The sequence below is a fragment of the Gulosibacter sp. GYB002 genome (assembly GCF_036577665.1).
Classification (GTDB): domain Bacteria; phylum Actinomycetota; class Actinomycetes; order Actinomycetales; family Microbacteriaceae; genus Gulosibacter; species Gulosibacter hominis.
On record NZ_JARBDD010000008.1, the window covers coordinates 180,112 to 196,077 of the forward strand.

The 15,966-nt window shown below is 63.0% G+C and carries 13 protein-coding genes; 3 read left to right on the plus strand and 10 right to left on the minus strand.

The features are described from left to right. Positions 1 to 5: 5 nt before the first annotated feature. Entirely contained in the window at positions 6 to 560 is a 555-nt protein-coding gene (locus PV375_RS05265; protein ID WP_332106432.1) for an RNA polymerase sigma factor, read from the minus strand. Between the two features lie 291 nt (positions 561 to 851). Here PV375_RS05265 and PV375_RS05270 point away from each other — a divergent pair, with 291 nt between their 5' ends. Then, positions 852 to 1,607: a hypothetical protein gene (locus PV375_RS05270; RefSeq protein WP_332106433.1), complete on the plus strand. Its 756-nt coding sequence runs from the start codon at positions 852 to 854 to the stop codon at positions 1,605 to 1,607. A gap of 143 nt (positions 1,608 to 1,750) precedes the next feature. Further along, a complete protein-coding gene (locus PV375_RS05275; RefSeq protein ID WP_332106434.1) occupies positions 1,751 to 2,290 on the plus strand; it encodes a hypothetical protein in 540 nt (179 codons plus the stop codon). 51 nt (positions 2,291 to 2,341) lie between these two features. On the opposite strand, the gene PV375_RS05280 is transcribed toward PV375_RS05275, so the two are convergent. The 9 genes from PV375_RS05280 to PV375_RS05320 form a co-directional block, all read right to left on the minus strand. Next, a complete protein-coding gene (locus PV375_RS05280) occupies positions 2,342 to 3,790 on the minus strand; it encodes a dynamin family protein (RefSeq protein WP_332106435.1) in 1,449 nt (482 codons plus the stop codon). Further along, positions 3,787 to 5,886, minus strand: coding sequence for an Hsp70 family protein (locus PV375_RS05285; protein ID WP_332106436.1), 2,100 nt, complete (start codon positions 5,884 to 5,886; stop codon positions 3,787 to 3,789). Before PV375_RS05285 ends, PV375_RS05280 begins: the two co-directional genes overlap by 4 nt. A 70-nt stretch (positions 5,887 to 5,956) precedes the next feature. Continuing rightward, positions 5,957 to 7,846, minus strand: coding sequence for a GTPase (locus tag PV375_RS05290; protein ID WP_332106437.1), 1,890 nt, complete (start codon positions 7,844 to 7,846; stop codon positions 5,957 to 5,959). A 109-nt stretch (positions 7,847 to 7,955) separates the two neighbouring features. Further along, positions 7,956 to 8,873: a 4-(cytidine 5'-diphospho)-2-C-methyl-D-erythritol kinase gene (locus PV375_RS05295; RefSeq protein ID WP_332106438.1), complete on the minus strand. Its 918-nt coding sequence runs from the start codon at positions 8,871 to 8,873 to the stop codon at positions 7,956 to 7,958. Positions 8,874 to 8,927: 54 nt separating this feature from the next. Then, positions 8,928 to 9,818 carry a 16S rRNA (adenine(1518)-N(6)/adenine(1519)-N(6))-dimethyltransferase RsmA gene (gene rsmA, locus PV375_RS05300; RefSeq protein ID WP_332106439.1) on the minus strand — a complete coding sequence of 297 codons (891 nt, stop codon included), beginning with the start codon at positions 9,816 to 9,818 and terminating at the stop codon, positions 8,928 to 8,930. Beyond that, positions 9,815 to 10,762 (minus strand): TatD family hydrolase, encoded by a 948-nt coding sequence (locus tag PV375_RS05305; protein WP_332106440.1) that lies wholly within the window; start codon positions 10,760 to 10,762, stop codon positions 9,815 to 9,817. The genes rsmA and PV375_RS05305 overlap by 4 nt, the downstream gene beginning before the upstream one ends. A gap of 2 nt (positions 10,763 to 10,764) precedes the next feature. Next, on the minus strand, positions 10,765 to 12,318 hold the full coding sequence (gene metG, locus PV375_RS05310) for a methionine--tRNA ligase (RefSeq protein ID WP_332106441.1): 1,554 nt from the start codon (positions 12,316 to 12,318) through the stop codon (positions 10,765 to 10,767). An 87-nt stretch (positions 12,319 to 12,405) separates the two neighbouring features. After that, the gene (gene rsmI / locus PV375_RS05315) at positions 12,406 to 13,242 is read right to left on the minus strand and encodes a 16S rRNA (cytidine(1402)-2'-O)-methyltransferase (protein WP_332106442.1); all 837 of its coding nucleotides are present in this window, start codon (positions 13,240 to 13,242) and stop codon (positions 12,406 to 12,408) included. A gap of 3 nt (positions 13,243 to 13,245) precedes the next feature. Continuing rightward, positions 13,246 to 15,066, minus strand: coding sequence for a dolichyl-phosphate-mannose--protein mannosyltransferase (locus PV375_RS05320; protein ID WP_332106443.1), 1,821 nt, complete (start codon positions 15,064 to 15,066; stop codon positions 13,246 to 13,248). Between the two features lie 15 nt (positions 15,067 to 15,081). On the opposite strand from PV375_RS05320, the gene PV375_RS05325 reads away from it, so the two are divergent. Then, positions 15,082 to 15,930: an aldo/keto reductase gene (locus PV375_RS05325; RefSeq protein WP_332106444.1), complete on the plus strand. Its 849-nt coding sequence runs from the start codon at positions 15,082 to 15,084 to the stop codon at positions 15,928 to 15,930. The last annotated feature ends 36 nt before the right edge of the window (positions 15,931 to 15,966 follow it).

Below are 15,966 nucleotides of genomic sequence, written 5' to 3' on the forward strand. Positions count from 1 at the left end.
CTGCCTCAGAGCTCAATTTGTTCCTGCGCGAGCAGGGCTTCTTTGAGTTGTTTACGTGCCCGGTTGAGTCGTGAGCGCACGGTCTGCACCGGCACCTGCTGGTAGTCGGCGATCTGCTCGTAGGTGTAGTCGGCAAATTCGCGCAGCACCAGCGCCACGCGGAAGTCTTCACTGAGCGTTTCGAGCGCGCGCTGCACGCGATCACGCACCGCATTGGCTTCGGCGTGGTCGGTGTCGTCGGCGCGATCGAACACATACTCGGCGGCGTCTTCGTCGACAGTCACCTCTCGGCGTTTGCGGATAATCGCCAGTGCCGAGTTCTGTGCGATGCGGAACGCCCACGTCGAAATTGACGATTCGCCCCGAAACTTCGGCAGGTTTTGCCAGATCGCAATCAGCGTGTTTTGCAGGGCGTCTTCGGCGTCGGCTCGGTGCCCGCAGGTGCGCAGGCATACGGCCCAGAGTCGGTTTCGGTAGGGCTCAAGCAAGAGTGAAAAAGCGCGCCGGTCGCCCTGCTTCGCTTCGGCAAGCAGTTGGGCTTCATTGGCAGCACTCTCCATTGCCACTCCTGTCGTTCGCCTCTCGGCAGCTCAACACAATCGGAACAAAAACTAATAGTTGCGGGTTACGTTGAAAGATTCCAGAGTAAATATCCGTCTAGAGATTGACTCTCAGTCGCTTCTCGGCCAGATGCGGCGCACAGCTGCCTCTCCCGGCCGGTGCGCCTGCGCGGCAGCAGACCGGCCAGAAATATTTTTCGGATGCGGGGAACTTTTGGGTGTGGATGCGCATCCAATCTACGAATCAGCGAAAGCATCCACTACGACTTTGATTCGAAGGAGCAAACAACGATGAGCACCACCGACAGCGGCAACCCGAACGAGGCCTTCTACGGACACGACCCGGTTGCAGAGTCAACGAACCCCGACGGCACCAGCGCCAAGGCGTTCGATTTTGACGGTGACGGCAGCGTTGACAATGTTTACGCCGACACCACCGGCGACGGAAACATCGACACTCGATTTATCGATACTGACGGTGACGGCACCTTCGACTACGCCGACATTGACAGCGATGGCGACGGCATCATCGACACCACCGCCTACGACACCGACGGTGACGGCAAGCTCGATCTGGCTCGTGTCGACATTGACGGTGACGGTTATGCCGACGAAGAACACGCCATCGATCCCTACGGGCCCGACAGCTTCACCGACGCGAACGACATCAACAACCTTCCCGCGCCGCCGAACGAGCAGCCGCTCCCGTCTGACCCCACCGGCACCGGGGATGCCACCGGCGACTCGACTGACGGAGGCAACTCGGGCGAGCCGATCAATGACACCGACGAATCCAGTTACCTCGAAGGCCAGGTCGAGTTCGACACCGACGGTGACGGCCAGCTCGACGGCGCCCTGGTTGACGGCGATAGCGACGGCAACCTCGACACGATGCTGATCGACCACGACGGCGATGGCCTCGCCGACGAGGTGTGGATGGACACCACCGGCGACGGCACTTTTGACTCGGTTGGCCACGCCGACGGTAATGGCGAGATCAACGAGTTGGAAGACTTTGATGGTCCGGAAGTGTCGGATTTCGTCTAGACAATTTCGTAACCGCAATTTTCACAACCGCATCGGGCGCCGGAATTTCTGCTGAGCCGGGAACTTTCCCGGCGCCCGATGCATCACACTCAGTAGAGTCACAGATTTTTACCACCGGCGCGCACTGTAAGAGAGAGAACATCATGTCGGACCCCAATTCACCCCAGCTGGCAGACGAATCGTTCCTCGGCGAGGTGCCTTCGCTCAGCGATGAGCAGTGGGACGGCATGCTTGAGGACGCATTCATCGCACCCCCGGGAATGGCCGACCACCTCGTTGACCTTTTTGATGACCCCGCCGAAAACGACACCGCCGACTACGCCGATGATGCGATCGATCCGGATGTGATCGATAACGACGCGATTTTTGACCACGGACTCGAGTCGGGCACGGCGACCGATGCCGACCCCGTCGACACCGACCAGCGGCCAAGCGACGGCGAACCATCCCCCACGCCCGAGTCGACCGACGACTCGGCAGGCAACGGCTCGCTGCTCGACAGCGTCTTCGGCACTGCCGAGTTCAGCGACGACGCAGCCGGTATCGACACCGGCGAATTTGGCGGCGACCAGGCACTCGACATCGACCAGCCCAATTACGACAGCGCCGACCTTGGCGAATCGCACGACACCGACAACGATTTCGACACTCCCGGCGACGACTCGAACGCCTTCCTCGTCTAGCCGCCGCGACGTCTAACTACTGGCGGCTAGCTACTGACGTTTAGCTACTGGCTATCCGTTGAGGCGCAGCGCCAGGTTGGTGAATGAGCGGTCGAGCACCTGGTAGGCGTTCTGCCGCTCGGGGTATGGCTCAACTACAGCCGCGCGGCGGGCCTCTACCGACCATTTCAGTGCCCGGTCACGCAATTGCAGTGCCGTTGATGATGGCGGCATCGCGAGTTTTTCGGCATCGTTGCGCCCGGCGAGCTGGCGGTCGAGCATCCCAACCAGCGGGTGGTCAGGTTCGACCGCAGCCAGCCGTTCCAGCGCATCCAATTCATTGAGCGGATGCAATTCGGGGCGCAGCCGGGCCTCGGCCACCAGGTTACGCAGCGGTGGCGGTGCCCCGTTCGACCAGGCCAGCCGTTCGAGTTGTTCGAGTGCGCGACGGGTTTTTACATACGAGTAGCGCCCCACATAGCGCACCGCGAGCGCCCGGCGCAGCTGCTCAATTCCCGAGGCCTGCACGAGCCAATCGCTGAGGGCGCGCGCCCCCTGCTGAGCCGGGGCGCGTCCGTGACGCAGCCCATACTCACCGATCAATTCGACCAGGCGCTGCACTTCGCGGTTATAAATGCCCGGGGCGATGGCCGCATCCGGTTCGCCTCCTCGCAATTCGAGGTCGAGGTCATCCGCAGCGGCCAACTGCGCCAGCGAGGTGGCGTCGTCTTCTCGTACCAGCCCGGTGCGTGCCGCCTGCGCCATATTGCCGGCAATCGCCACCACCGTGCCGAGGTTGGCGCCGTGCTGCGAGGCAAATGTTTCGGCGCGTTGACGCGCCAGCTCGATGGGGTCGGCACTCCCCCAGGGTGTGCCGCCGAAGGTGTCGGCGTGGCTGAGCACTCCGATTGCGCGCGCGGCGTCTTCACCTGCTGTGTTGGTGATGCTCCCCCACTCGCGGAGGAATTCGAGATCGTCGCGCAGTGGCATATCCCGAAACACATAGACCAGCGCGTCGGCGGCCTGAGCACCCTCATGGCCGAGGATTTCGCGGCGGGTGGCTTCGGCGTGTTCCGTGGTGGTTGTGGCAAGCCCCGGGGTGTCGATGAGCGTCATATCGCGCAGCACTTCCGACTGCAAATAGACGATCGCGTGGGCAATATGTTCGATGGGTGCCGGCAGTGTGTCGGGCAGGCAGCCGTTTATGAGGTCAAAAGGCAGCCGCTGACCGTTGCGCAGCACGACTTCGCCGCGTTCGGGGCCACCAAAGGTGTAGTGGGTGGTTACTTTGGTACATTCCACGGCGCTGGTCGGTGCCACAACCCGACCGACGAGCGCATTTACCAGTGTCGATTTACCGGCTTTGACACGGCCAACCACCGCCAGTCGAATGGTGTCGTTAAGCGAGCGCCGCACCGAATCGGTGAGCTGTCCGGTGCCGGGGCGATCAACCCGATCAAATGCGTCACACAGTTCGTTAACTGCCCGGCGCATCCCCTCACTGGCGCTGATGGCACTCATGCGCGATCCGCAACCGCCACCGCGGTTGAAACCTTCCGGTAGGTTTTGGGATCGAAGTGGCGCTTCAGGTCTTCGATTTTTCCGTGATTACCGGAGGAGTCGTTGTCGAAGCGCACAAAAATACCGTAGGGCAGGTCTTGATACACGTAGTAATACGAGTAGCCCCCACTTCCCTGATCGAAGTCGCCCTCCCAGGTGGTGCCGCTCGCCTTACCGTCGAGGGTCCATTCACTACCCGAACCGCCGTAGCTGTTTTCGCCGTAGGCAATCGCGGTGTCGGCGCTGTCGAACTCGAGCAGGTGCAGTGATGCGTACGGCTCGTCATACCAGGTGCACTCGAGCGCTGTTTTTGCCTCGAAGTTCGACGAACGGCATGACGCGTCGTCGACCGGCACGATCCATTTGAGGGCTGCTTCCCCGGTGAGGGCTGGACAGTTTTTACCGGCTTCAGCGGTGGAATCGTCCCAGCAGGTGACTTTGCCGCTCGGGGCCGACCCGGCGCTCGGTTTTGAACCGCCGCCGAACAGGGCCACACCACCCCAGATAAGCCCGACGACCACCGCGAGCGCGAGAATCACGAGTCCGATTATGAGCGGCACATTACGCTTTTTGGTGGCAGGCTTTGCGGGCTGCGGTGCCGGTCGCCGATCGGCGGGGCGTGGCGCACCACCGCCAGGATGCTGCGAGGCTGGGCGCGGTACGTTTGGCCGCGGTGCCGGGCCGTTCGGACGCTGCCCGTTCGGTGAGCCGGGGTTCGGTCCAGGCGGTCGGGCTCCTGGAGCTGGCGTTGGCCGCTGGCCGGGCTGGCGCATCGGGCCGGTTTGTGCGGGAGCACCGCCGCCTGCCGGGTTCGGTCGGGTATGCGGCCCATTCGGTCGAGCGCCGCCGGAATGCTGCCGGGTTGGAGGCTGCCCACCGGGACGCTGCGCGCCAGGCCGCGGACCGTTCGGGCTCGGAGCACCCCGTCGCGGCTGTTGCCGGCCCGGAGCCTGCGGTGGTCGTCCGCGGCGGCCGGCGCCGGCCGCGGACACGTAGAGCGCGCCTTCGGCAGTGACCAGTTTGGGGTCGTCAAGCGTGGCGATCTGCAAATTCGTGCGCTCACGAATCATGCGGCTAATCGCCGGGGTGCGTGACGAGCCACCGGTGAGGTAGACGAGTGCCGGGCGTTCACCCGAGACGCGATCGAACACATCCTGAAGCAGCTTTGCGGCACGCTCAATATCGCCGGCAATCAGCCGCTCATATTCGCCACGGGTGATCGTCACCACCGCATCCTCTTCACCCAGGCTCACCGAAATATCGGCGTCGGGACGGGTGGAGAGTTCGGTTTTTGCGGCGGTTACCGCGCTGCCGAGCGCTGATTGTGCGCGCAGCTCGGCCATGGTGCGCGGCTGGTGCAGGCGATCGGCGAGCTCCTGGTGCCCGCGCGAGCGCAGTGTGTCGAGTGTCCAGTCGAGCAGGCGGGCATCAAAGGTGCGGCCGCCGAGCACCGGGTCGCCACCATAGGCCAATACCCGGTAGCCGACCGGTGATTGTGGTGCGCGTTCGAGCACCGCGAGGTCGAGCGTGCCGCCACCGAAATCGAATACCGCCACCCGCGATCCCGGTGCCGCCTGCTGGTTGCGGGCATAGTGTGCGGCCGCGGCGATCGGTTCAGAAACGGTGCGAATCGTGTCGGGCCTGAAACCGGCCGCGATCGCGCCCTTGCGCAGCGACTCGATCTGCGAGGGCGCCCAGGCGACCGGATGCGTCAGCCACACTTCCCGTGGCGGTTCATTGTTTTGCCGACGCAGCGCGGTTTCGCGCACGCTCGAATACACCTCGGTGATCAGATCTTCGGGGCTGACAATTTTGCCGCCGAGCACCACATCGCCACGACCAATCAGTGCTTTGGGGGTGCGCTCAAAGCCGTCGGGGTGTCGCAGCTGCGCGTTGAGCGCCTCGTCACCAACACGAAAGCCCGAGGGCGTCAGCACTACGGCCGAGGGCATGGTGATGCCACCATCAGACAGGCTCACCGGCCGAACCACACCGTTCGCGTCAATAGCGGCGGCGGTGTTCGAAGTACCAAAGTCGATGGCGAGTCGCCAGGTCATCGGCCGACGCTCCTCTCGTCGTTGTTATGGAAGTGGTTGAGTCACGTTGAATGAGCATACGAGGTTTGGATTACGGTTCGGTCTTTGACTGCGTTAGTCGTTCGACTTCCGCAGCTGCCGTACGTATCGCGTCCTGAATCTGTTCGATCTGCGGATTGAGCCGGCCAAGCCTCTGTCTCCGCTCAGATTCACTCGCTCGCCGCGCCGATTCGATGCGGTCAAGCTCGGCTTTCGCGGCGTTGGCGGATGCTTTCAGGTCGCGATCAAAAATTTTTTTTGCATCCGTTTGCACCACCTGCAGTACCCCGCGTACCGCCCGATCGAGCACCTCACGCAACTCAACCGTGGCGTCGTTAACGGTCTGCAAAAACGACTGCCGCTTTGCCTGCCGCCGCGCCAATAGTGCACCGAGGCTGCCCATAATCGACATGCCGACCAGCGCCGCCCCAACCGGTCCGAGTAGCGCGCCGAGGGTCAGTGAACCGATACCCGACCCCATCAGGGCACCCGAAAACAGTGTGCGAGGGTCGAGGGATGCGGCATTGTGTTCAATCGGAGCGCGGGGCTGATCACCCACCTCGGTGATGCGGCGATTGAGCTCACCAAAAAGCGCACGATGGGGATCCATACCGGCATCGGCGTAGAGTTCAGCGAGCAGCGCACCGGCTCGCTGTGCAATACCTGCAAGGGCCCGACGCACGTTCACTTCGAGGTCGGCGGCGAGTTCGTTGCGCAGCACCAGCGCCTGCTGGTCGCTAATTCCCGAACCTTTCGACTGCACCCGCTCACGCCAGTGCGCGGCAAATTCACGAGTGAGTCGGGAGTTTGCCGAGGTCAGTTCAACCCGCACGCGGTCGACCTGCGCGCCCCAGTCGTAGCGCGCATCTTCAAATGTGCGCAGCAGGTTTTCGCGGTGCTCTTTAATGCGTACGGCATCCTCGGGCGCCTCAACCGCACCGCCCAGCGCCTCGCGTTCGGCTTGCAGCGCGACAAGTGGCTGTTCGAGCAACGCCGCTCCCTGCCGCAGCGCGTTCAGTGTGGGTAGCTGGTTTGCGCGCATTAGCGGTGCCCGCAGTGCATCGGCGAGTTCGGGAACCCGGCTGGCCTCAAACAGGCGCCGACGCCGCTCGGGGTCGGCTTCGGCAGCGGCGCGTTCACCCCACGCCCCCGACACTGCGACCATAGGGATATTCGCCAGGCGCGGTGACCGGGCCGCGAGAATCTGCCGGTTTTCTTCAAGAATCTGGGCAGAACTATTGCGATACAGGTCAAGTTTGGTGACGGCCACGACCACCGATTCGACATGCTCGGCACAGTTCATCAAAAAATCGAGTGCGGGTTCGGTGATGCGTCCGGCCGCATCGGTTACCAGCAGCAGCACGCTCGCGTCACGTGCGCGTGCCAGCGCGCGCAGTGCGTAGGCTTCGCTCAGGCCGCCCGAACCGGGGGTGTCGACTATCGTGCATCCCTGCAAAAAACCGGGGCGAACTGCCTGCGATGCCTGCAGTGGGGCCGGATCGGCGTTCATCAGCACCGGCGAATCAAGCCGGATCCACGCCGGTAGTTCGGCAGCGAGGATACGCCGGCGGTTCGGCGGTTGCGGGAACTCGAGTTCGGCTTCTCCCAGCGGAAAATCATCGCTCGCCACCTCGTAGTTCACCGCCAGGGCGGTCACTGCGCTCGGCCCGGTGGGTGCCAGATTTGCCGTCGCCAGCAGCGAGTTCACCAGCGTTGATTTACCGCGGTTCACCTCGCCCACCACAACAATGCTCGGTGGCCGGCCGCGGGAATCGCGGATCATTTGTACGATGCCCGCGAACTCATCCTGGAGCCCCTGCTGTTTGGCCGCCTCGCCAAGTTTCCGAAAGGCAACGGTGGCGGGGTTCGGTTTGCGCGCGGGTTGACCAGTGTGGTTTGCGGCCGACGAACCGGGTTTTGCAGCGTCGGCACTGGAATTCATATCGATCACGCTACTTGGTTTTCGGTTGCGGCCGCTACTGAACGGATGATGTAACCGCTATCGGCCGCAACGATGATTTTGCCGGATCAGTTGTTTTGTGGGTCACCAATTAACAGCATCTGGTTGCCCCTTCGGCGGGGCTCGACACCTGCGCCACGCGGTGTCCGTCACCGCGTAATCGTTCGGCGATCGCGGCCGCGTCCTGGCCGTCGCGGGCGAGGAATGCCAGTGTTGGCCCAGACCCCGAAACAATCCCGGCAAGCGCCCCGGCACGCTCTCCGGCAGCCAGCGCTGCCACAAGCTCTGGTCGCATCCGCAGCGCCGGCGCCTGTAGGTCATTGACCAATTGCGGCGCCAACGCACCTACGTCTCCCGCGCGCAACGCCTGCAGGAGGGTCGGATCGACCTCGGGGGTCGGTGCCGGGCCGAGATGTTCGGCGAACTGGGCGCGATGCTCATCAAGCGCCCGATAGGCGGCCGGGGTCGAAATACCGCGGTCATTAAAACGCAGCACCCAGTGCAATTCGCCGCCAACCAGGGTGCGCGCGAGTTGTTCACCCCGGCCGGTGCCGATCGCGGCGCCGCCACTCACCGCGAATGGCACATCACTGCCCAGCTGTGCTGCCAGCGATTCGAGGTCGGTGCGGGTCAGGTTCGTCCCCCACAGCTCATTGCAGGCCACCAGGGTGGCCGCAGCATCCGCCGAGCCACCGCCCATACCGCCGGCGATCGGAACATTTTTTTTGACGCGCAGCCGGGCGCCGGCCGTGCATCCGGTTGCTTCGGCGAGCAGCTTTGCGGCCCGGATCACAAGGTTAGAGTCGTCGGTTACCAGATCGGCGACCGGGACCGCTGAGGCGGGATCAAATTCAAGCTGCAGGGTGTCTGCCGGCTCGGCGGCGACATACTCGTACAGCCCAACCGCCAAAAACACTGTCGCAAGCGGATGGTAGCCGTCGTCTGCGAGCGGGCCCACCGAGAGCGCAAGGTTGATCTTCCCGGGGGCACGGACGATAACTGCACTCATATTTCCACCCTAGGTGGGTGGCGCTGAGTGAATGGTGCTGCCCTATTCGGACAGCTATTCGCTATCACCCGGCAGCGTATCGATATCAACACGTGCCAGCGCCACATAGTCGTCGATCGTGAGCGCTTCACCGCGAGCGGTCGGATCGATACCGGCGGCCACCAGCGCCTGGCTCGCGGCAGCGGCCGAGCCGAAGCTTTGCGCGAGCGCCTGCCGCAGCATCTTGCGCCGCTGCGCAAAAGCCGCATCGACCAGCTTGAAAGTGCGTTCGCGCAGCTGCTCGTCACCGCGCACATCCCCTGCCACGAATGACACGAGCACCGAGTCGACGTTCGGCACCGGCCAGAACACCTTGCGGCCAACGAGACCCCGCGTCTGCCAATTGCCAAACCAGGCGGCTTTTACGCTCGGGGCACCGTACACGCGCGATCCGGGTTCGGCGGCGATGCGCTCCCCCACTTCACGCTGCACCATCACGACACCCCGGCGCAGCGAGGGCAGCAGCGGCAGCAGGTGCAGCAGCACCGGCACCGAGACGTTATACGGCAGGTTTGCCACCAGCGCCACCGGGTTGCCAACTACCTCGGTGACTTTGAGCGCATCCTGTTCAACAACTCTTAGCCTCGCCGCGGCGTTCGGCGCCATCGCTGCGGCCGTTTCGGGCAGTCGCTGCGCCAGGCGCGGATCTATCTCGATCGCGGTGACTTCGGCTCCTGCAGCTAGCAGCGCCAGTGTCAGCGAACCGAGCCCGGGCCCGATTTCGAGCACGTGTTCGCCCGGCGCAACCTGTGCGAGGCCCACGATGCGGCGCACCGTGCCGTGGTCGTGCACAAAATTTTGTCCGAGCTTTTTGGTGGGGTGCACATCGAGCGCGGCCGCGAGCTCGCGCACTTCGGCGGGCCCCAGCAGCTGCACATCATCGGCAAACTCGGTGCGGTCGTTCATCGGGTGCCTCGTGCGGATGCGGCCAGCCACTTTTTGCGAACCTCGGGATCGAAGGGGCCGTACAGATCGAGCGTGTTTTTCGCGACCTGAGCTGCCAGTTCGTCAGCGTCCATCCCCAGATGCGCGGCCATGAACCGCAGCGTGATGGGGATGAGATAGGGGGCGTTGGGGCGTCCACGAAACGGCATCGGGGTGAGGAATGGCGCATCGGTTTCAACCAGGATGCGTTCCAGCGGCGTCACCTCGAGGGCCTCGCGCAATTGCGGGGCATTTTTGAACGTCACCGTTCCGGCAAACGACAGATACCAGCCCTCATCTGCAGCAAGTTTCGCGAGCTCGGCATCGCCCGAAAAACAGTGAAACACGGTGCCGGCCGGCGCACCCTCGCGTTTTAGGGAGGCGACCACCTCGTCGTGCGCGTCGCGGTCGTGGATTTGCATCGGCAGGCGGTGCCGTTTGGCGAGCTCAATATGTGCCGCGAATGATTCGTACTGGGCGGAAATGCCATCAGCATCGGTGGTGCGAAAAAAATCCAGCCCGGTCTCCCCGATGGCAGCCACGCGCTCGTCGGCAGCGAGCGCATCGATCTGTGCGAGCGCCTCATCGAGGTTGTATCCGTCGGGCATGGTGCCGGCGGCATAACCCGGTGCTTCATTGGGATGAATGGCTACCGCTGCCAGCAGCCGAGGCTCGGCCTGCGCGGCCGCCACCTGCCAGCGGCTGGATGGCACATCGCCAGCAACGGTGATCGCCCCGAGAATATTGGCTTCGGCAGCGAGATCCATATGCTCGGCAACACTCAGGCCCACCTCGCCATCTTCAATCTGCAGGTGCGTGTGATTGTCATAGCAGGGTGTGCCGAGCGGCTCGGGCACCTCGGGGTATTTGAGTTCCCGGTGGTGGCCGGTCTCGGCGATGCTGCTGCGACGAGTGGGCGTTGCCAAAACTAGGCGTCCTGTTCGACGCGGGGGAACAGCGCCGGCAGCTCACCAACGGTGCCGTCCGATTTCCAGTTAAGAGCATCGGCGACGCGCTGGTCGCTGAGGTTGCCCTCAGCGTGCAGTGCCGTCCACAGTTTTTCGGCCGCGATCGGAATCACCGGGTGCAGCAGCACGGCCAGCACTCCGAGGCCCCACACAGCGGTGGTGAGCACCTGGGCGAGACGGTCGCGCTGGGATTCATCCTTGGCGAGGATCCACGGCTGCTGTTCGGTGATGTAGCCGTTAAGCGCATCCACGAGCTGCCATACCTCGGCGATGGCCTGGTCGACCGCGAACCGGTCGATTGCGGCTTCGGACTCGCGGATGCTGTGCTCGGCGAGCTGCTGAATTTCAGGGTCGGCTGAGATACCGGTTGGCAGGGTGCCGGCAAAATATTTGCGCACCATGGCCAGCACTCGCGAGGCGAGGTTACCGAAACCATTGGCGAGTTCGGCGTGGTAGCGAGCGTTGAGGTCTTCCCATGAGAATGAACCGTCCTGCCCGAGGTGGATGGCGCGCATGAAGTAGTAGCGGAACGCATCCGAACCAAACACATCGGTGATTTCGCTGGGTGCGATACCGGTGAGCTTCGACTTCGACATTTTTTCACCGCCGACCAGCAGCCAACCGGTTGCGAACACCCGCTGCGGCGGCTCGATTCCGGCGGCCATCAGCATCGCCGGCCAGATCACCGCGTGGAAGCGGAGGATGTCTTTACCGACAACGTGGTTGGCGGGCCAGTAGCGGTCGAATTTGGTTTCGCCCTCGTCGCCGTAGTTGAGTGCCGAAACATAGTTGAGCAGCGCGTCAACCCACACGTAGACGACGTGTGATTCGTCCCACGGCACTTTGATGCCCCAGTCGAAGCTGGTGCGCGAGATCGACAGGTCGTGCAATCCCGAGCGCACAAAACTGATGACCTCGTTGCGGGCGGCCTGGGGCTGGATGAAGTCGGGGTTTGCCTCGTAGTAGTCGAGCAGCTGCTGCTGGAAATTTGCGAGCCGGAAAAAGTAGTTGCGTTCACTCAACAACTCGAGCGGCTTCGAGTGGATGGCACAAACTTTTTGCCCCTCGTAGGCGTCGGTGCCGTCGATGATTTCGGCTTCGGGTTTGAATTCTTCACAGCCCACGCAGTACAGCGCCTCGAACTCGTCTTCGTAGATGTGTCCGGCGTCGTAGAGGTCTTGTAGAAATCGGCGCACGCGAACTTCGTGACGTTCTTCGGTGGTGCGGATGAAGTCGTCATTCGACAGGTTGAGTGTCTGTAGCAGCGGCTTCCAGGCATCTTCGACAAGCTTGTCGGTCCACTCCTTCGGTGAAACTCCGTTGGCGGCCGCCGACCGCAAAATCTTCTGCCCGTGTTCGTCGGTGCCAGTGAGGAAGAACGTGTCATCACCGCGCTGCCGGTGCCAGCGAGCCAACACGTCCGCCGCCACTTCGGCATAGGCGTGACCAATGTGGGGAACGTCGTTGACGTAGAAGATCGGGGTGGTGACGTAGAAAGATGCGCCAGAAGACATGCTGGCTAGTCTACTGGGTTGCCCGCGGTTCGCCGACAAGTATGACGCCGTACTGCACCGCGCGCCGGGCGCGTACCGGCACTGTGGCTATTCGTCTCGCTGCGCCAGCGCCGCCTGGTAGAGCTCGCGTTTGCTGAGCCCGGTAGCCGCCGCAACCTCGGCCGCCGCATCCTTCAACCGCATCCCCGATGCCGCAACCTCGAGGGTGCGTGCCGCACCGGTATCCAGGTTCACGACCTCAGCCTCGGCGCCAGCGAGCACAATCACGATCTCGCCGCGCACACCCTCAGCAGCCCAATCAGCAAGCTCTCGCAACGTGCCACGGCGAACCTCCTCGTGCAATTTCGTAAGTTCACGGCACACGGCAGCGCGTCGATTGGGCCAGGATGCGGCAAACTCAGACAGAGTTGTGGCCAGCCGGTGCGGCGACTCATAGAGCACGATTGTGCGCGGCTCGCGATCGAGCTCGGCAATCAAGCGAGCGCGTTCCCCCGCCTTGCGCGGCACAAAGCCTTCAAAACAAAACCGGTCGGTGGGAAGGCCCGAAATCGCCAGCGCGGTTGCTACCGCGGTGGGGCCGGGCACGCTCGTCACCGTGGCACCGACCTCGGCGCAGGCCACCACCACCGGATAGCCGGGGTCGCTGATGCCTGGCATCCCCGCATCCGATACCAGTGCCACATCCTGTTCGAGCGCGAGCTGCGCGATCTCGGCGGCGAGTTCGGTCTCGTTGTGGTCGTGCAGGGCAATCAGGCGCGGCCGGTTGCCCGTCTCGCGCAGCGAATGCACCTCGAGCAGCTGCAGCAGTTTGGCGGTGGTGCGAGTATCTTCACAGGCGATCACATCCACGCGCGCGAGCGTTTCGCGCATCCGCTGCGAAGCGTCGGCGAGATTACCGAGCGGTGTACCTACCAGGATGAGCATCCGCTATCGCCACCCCGGCAGCCACATGGTCGTGTACCAATACCACTTGGGAATCATGGCGCCGGTCCAGATCGGCATGAACCAAATCGATACCATGACTGCCGCGATCAAAAACACCAGCACGCAGTTGACCGCGATCGTGCGGCCGCGTCTGCGATCGGTAGGCGACCCGGCGAGCGTTTGCAGCGCAACCGGCGCGGCCAGATACAAAAACGGCAGCCAGGCGATCACATAAAAGTGGTAGATCGAAGTGCGCCCAGTGAGCAGCCACGGCAGGTATCCTGCGGCCACCCCCACGAGAATGAGCACATAGCGCCAGTTCGGTCGCACAAACAGATAGAGCAGCAGGAAAACCACCGCGACCGTTCCCAGCCAGTACATCAGCGGATTCGAAATCGAATTGATCGCCACCACGCACTCGTTCGCGCCGCATCCAGCCTGGCCCTGACTGTAATAGTCGTAAGCAAAGGCGGTGGGGCGCAGCATGAACGGCCACTCATAGGCGGGCGAAATATACGGGTGATCGCCCTGCAGCCCCTCGTGAAATTTCAGGGCCTCGGAGTGGTAGTGCCACAGGCTCTGCAGTGGCAGCGGCACCCAGCCGAACGCACCGGTCCAGGCTCGGTCGGCAGCTTCGCTCGCCCACTGCCGGTAGTAGCCACCCTCGGTGCTCAACCAGCCCCACCAGGTGCACAGGTAAGTCGCCAGCGCCAACGGAATCGTGAGCACGAAGGCGATCGGCGCCTGCTTGAGCACCGCGCCCGAAAGCCAGAAGGTGACGCCCTCGCGCTTGCGCACCGCCGCATCCAAACCAACCGCAGCAAGACAGAATGCCGCCAAAAACACCACGCCCGAAATTTTTACGGCGGTGGCAAGGGCGAGCGTTACCGCCATTGCTACGAGCCACGGCCGGTTCCAGACCACGGGGCCATAGTCGGGGCCGGTTGGTGCCTGCTGCCCTCGTTTGCCGACTGTCCAGCTCCATTTACTGGGCACCGGTTCGAGCGGGATGCGGGGATCTTCCCGGTGCGCCCGCTTGCGCCACTGCGCCATCCGCGCCACCAGTTGCCGCTCGTGGTGCTCGCGGTCGAGCAGCAAAAAATAAAAACCGAGCAGCACAAAAAACATCAGCAGCCCGTCGAGAATCGACACTCGACTGGTGGTGATCGCGTGACCGTCAAGCGCGAGGAACCCAGCGCCGATTGCCGCGAGCCCGATCGACCCCAAAAGTTTCCGACCCACCAGGTACATCAGCGGCACCGCGAGCGTGCCAAAAAACGCGACGGCAATACGCCAAGCCCAAATGTGTTCGGCACCAAAAATCTGCATGCCCCAGCCGATCAGCAACTTACCGAACGGCGGATGCACCACATACGAGGGCGAATCGGGATCAAATCCGTTCACATTGCCGGATGCAAACTGGTCGCGCGCATCCTCGGCGGGATATTCCGACTCGTACCCCGCGTTGACGAGCGACCAGCCGTCCATGACGTAGTACACCTCGTCGAATACGAGCCGCTGTGGCGTTCCGAGCCGAACAAATCGGATCAGCGCGGCCACCACGGTGAGTACTCCGATGATCACCCACTCGGTGCGGCGAGCACGCACGGGGTCAGCGGTGAGGCGAGTCCACAGATCGTCTACCCACGAGCCGGTGCGAACGACCTGGGTCGAACCGGTGCGGCGGGAAGTGCGGGTGGAGCTGGCCAATGTCACCCGGCCATCGTAGGCAATGACGATGAGTAGCGGGCACAAAATGGTGATATCGGGGCAGGATTCATTCTCGCGGGCGAGGGTTTCGGCACTTGCTGAGCCGCCATTCATCCGCAGCCGCGCACAATGGTGACCATGAACAGCATCCCCACAGTTTCGCTTCTTGACGGCAATTCAATCCCCCAGCTGGGCTACGGCGTGTTTCGTATCGACCCCGAAGACACCGAGCGCTGTGTGAGCGAAGCGCTCGAGGCCGGCTACCGCCACATCGACACCGCCCGCATCTACGGCAATGAAGAGGGTGTGGGGCGCGCAATCGCTACCAGCGGCATCCCTCGCGATGAGCTTTTTGTCACCACCAAACTTTGGACCGACGATCTCGGTGCCGGGAAAGCTGCCGCCGCGCTCGATGCCTCGCTTGAGCGACTGCAATTGGATGCGGTTGATCTGTACCTCATTCACTGGCCGGTGCCCGACACCGACGCCTATCTCGAGTCGTGGACCGAACTCATGCAGCTGCGTGACGCCGGCCGCACCCGCTCGATCGGGGTGTGCAATATGAATATCGAGCACCTTGAACGCCTGATTGATGCGGGTGAAACTCCGGCCGTGAACCAAATCGAGCTGCATCCGTTGATGTCACAGCCGCAGCTGCGCCAGTTCTGCCGCGATAACGACATCGCCGTAGAAGCGTGGGGCCCGCTCGCGCAGGGACGCGCCGGACTACTCGAAATGCCCACTGTCACCGACATTGCCCGCGCGCACGGTAAAACTCCCGCGCAGGTGGTGCTGCGCTGGCATCTGCACCTGGGCAATATTGTGTTCCCCAAGACCACCAGCGCTGAGCGGATGCGCGAAAATCTCGACCTGTTCGATTTTGAACTGAACGTGGATGAAATGTCGGCGCTGGCCGATCTCGACCGTGGCGAGCGCGTTTCGGGTGCCGATCCCGAAACTTTTGGCATCAAGCAGTAGCTGCCACTGCGGGTGTCAGCTGTGCAGCAAGTGGCG

Excerpts from the sequence above, each read along its gene's own strand:
- rsmA (WP_332106439.1), bottom strand. The coding sequence starts at position 9,818 with ATGAACGACCGCACCGAGTTTGCCGATGATGTGCAGCTGCTGGGGCCC.
- PV375_RS05265 (WP_332106432.1), bottom strand. The coding sequence starts at position 560 with ATGGAGAGTGCTGCCAATGAAGCCCAACTGCTTGCCGAAGCGAAGCAG.
- PV375_RS05270 (WP_332106433.1), top strand. The coding sequence starts at position 852 with ATGAGCACCACCGACAGCGGCAACCCGAACGAGGCCTTCTACGGACAC.
- PV375_RS05290 (WP_332106437.1), bottom strand. The coding sequence starts at position 7,846 with ATGAATTCCAGTGCCGACGCTGCAAAACCCGGTTCGTCGGCCGCAAAC.
- PV375_RS05275 (WP_332106434.1), top strand. The coding sequence starts at position 1,751 with ATGTCGGACCCCAATTCACCCCAGCTGGCAGACGAATCGTTCCTCGGC.
- PV375_RS05325 (WP_332106444.1), top strand. The coding sequence starts at position 15,082 with ATGGTGACCATGAACAGCATCCCCACAGTTTCGCTTCTTGACGGCAAT.
- PV375_RS05295 (WP_332106438.1), bottom strand. The coding sequence starts at position 8,873 with ATGAGTGCAGTTATCGTCCGTGCCCCCGGGAAGATCAACCTTGCGCTC.
- PV375_RS05280 (WP_332106435.1), bottom strand. The coding sequence starts at position 3,790 with ATGAGTGCCATCAGCGCCAGTGAGGGGATGCGCCGGGCAGTTAACGAA.
- PV375_RS05320 (WP_332106443.1), bottom strand. The coding sequence starts at position 15,066 with ATGAATGGCGGCTCAGCAAGTGCCGAAACCCTCGCCCGCGAGAATGAA.
- rsmI (WP_332106442.1), bottom strand. The coding sequence starts at position 13,242 with ATGCTCATCCTGGTAGGTACACCGCTCGGTAATCTCGCCGACGCTTCG.
- PV375_RS05285 (WP_332106436.1), bottom strand. The coding sequence starts at position 5,886 with ATGACCTGGCGACTCGCCATCGACTTTGGTACTTCGAACACCGCCGCC.
- metG (WP_332106441.1), bottom strand. The coding sequence starts at position 12,318 with ATGTCTTCTGGCGCATCTTTCTACGTCACCACCCCGATCTTCTACGTC.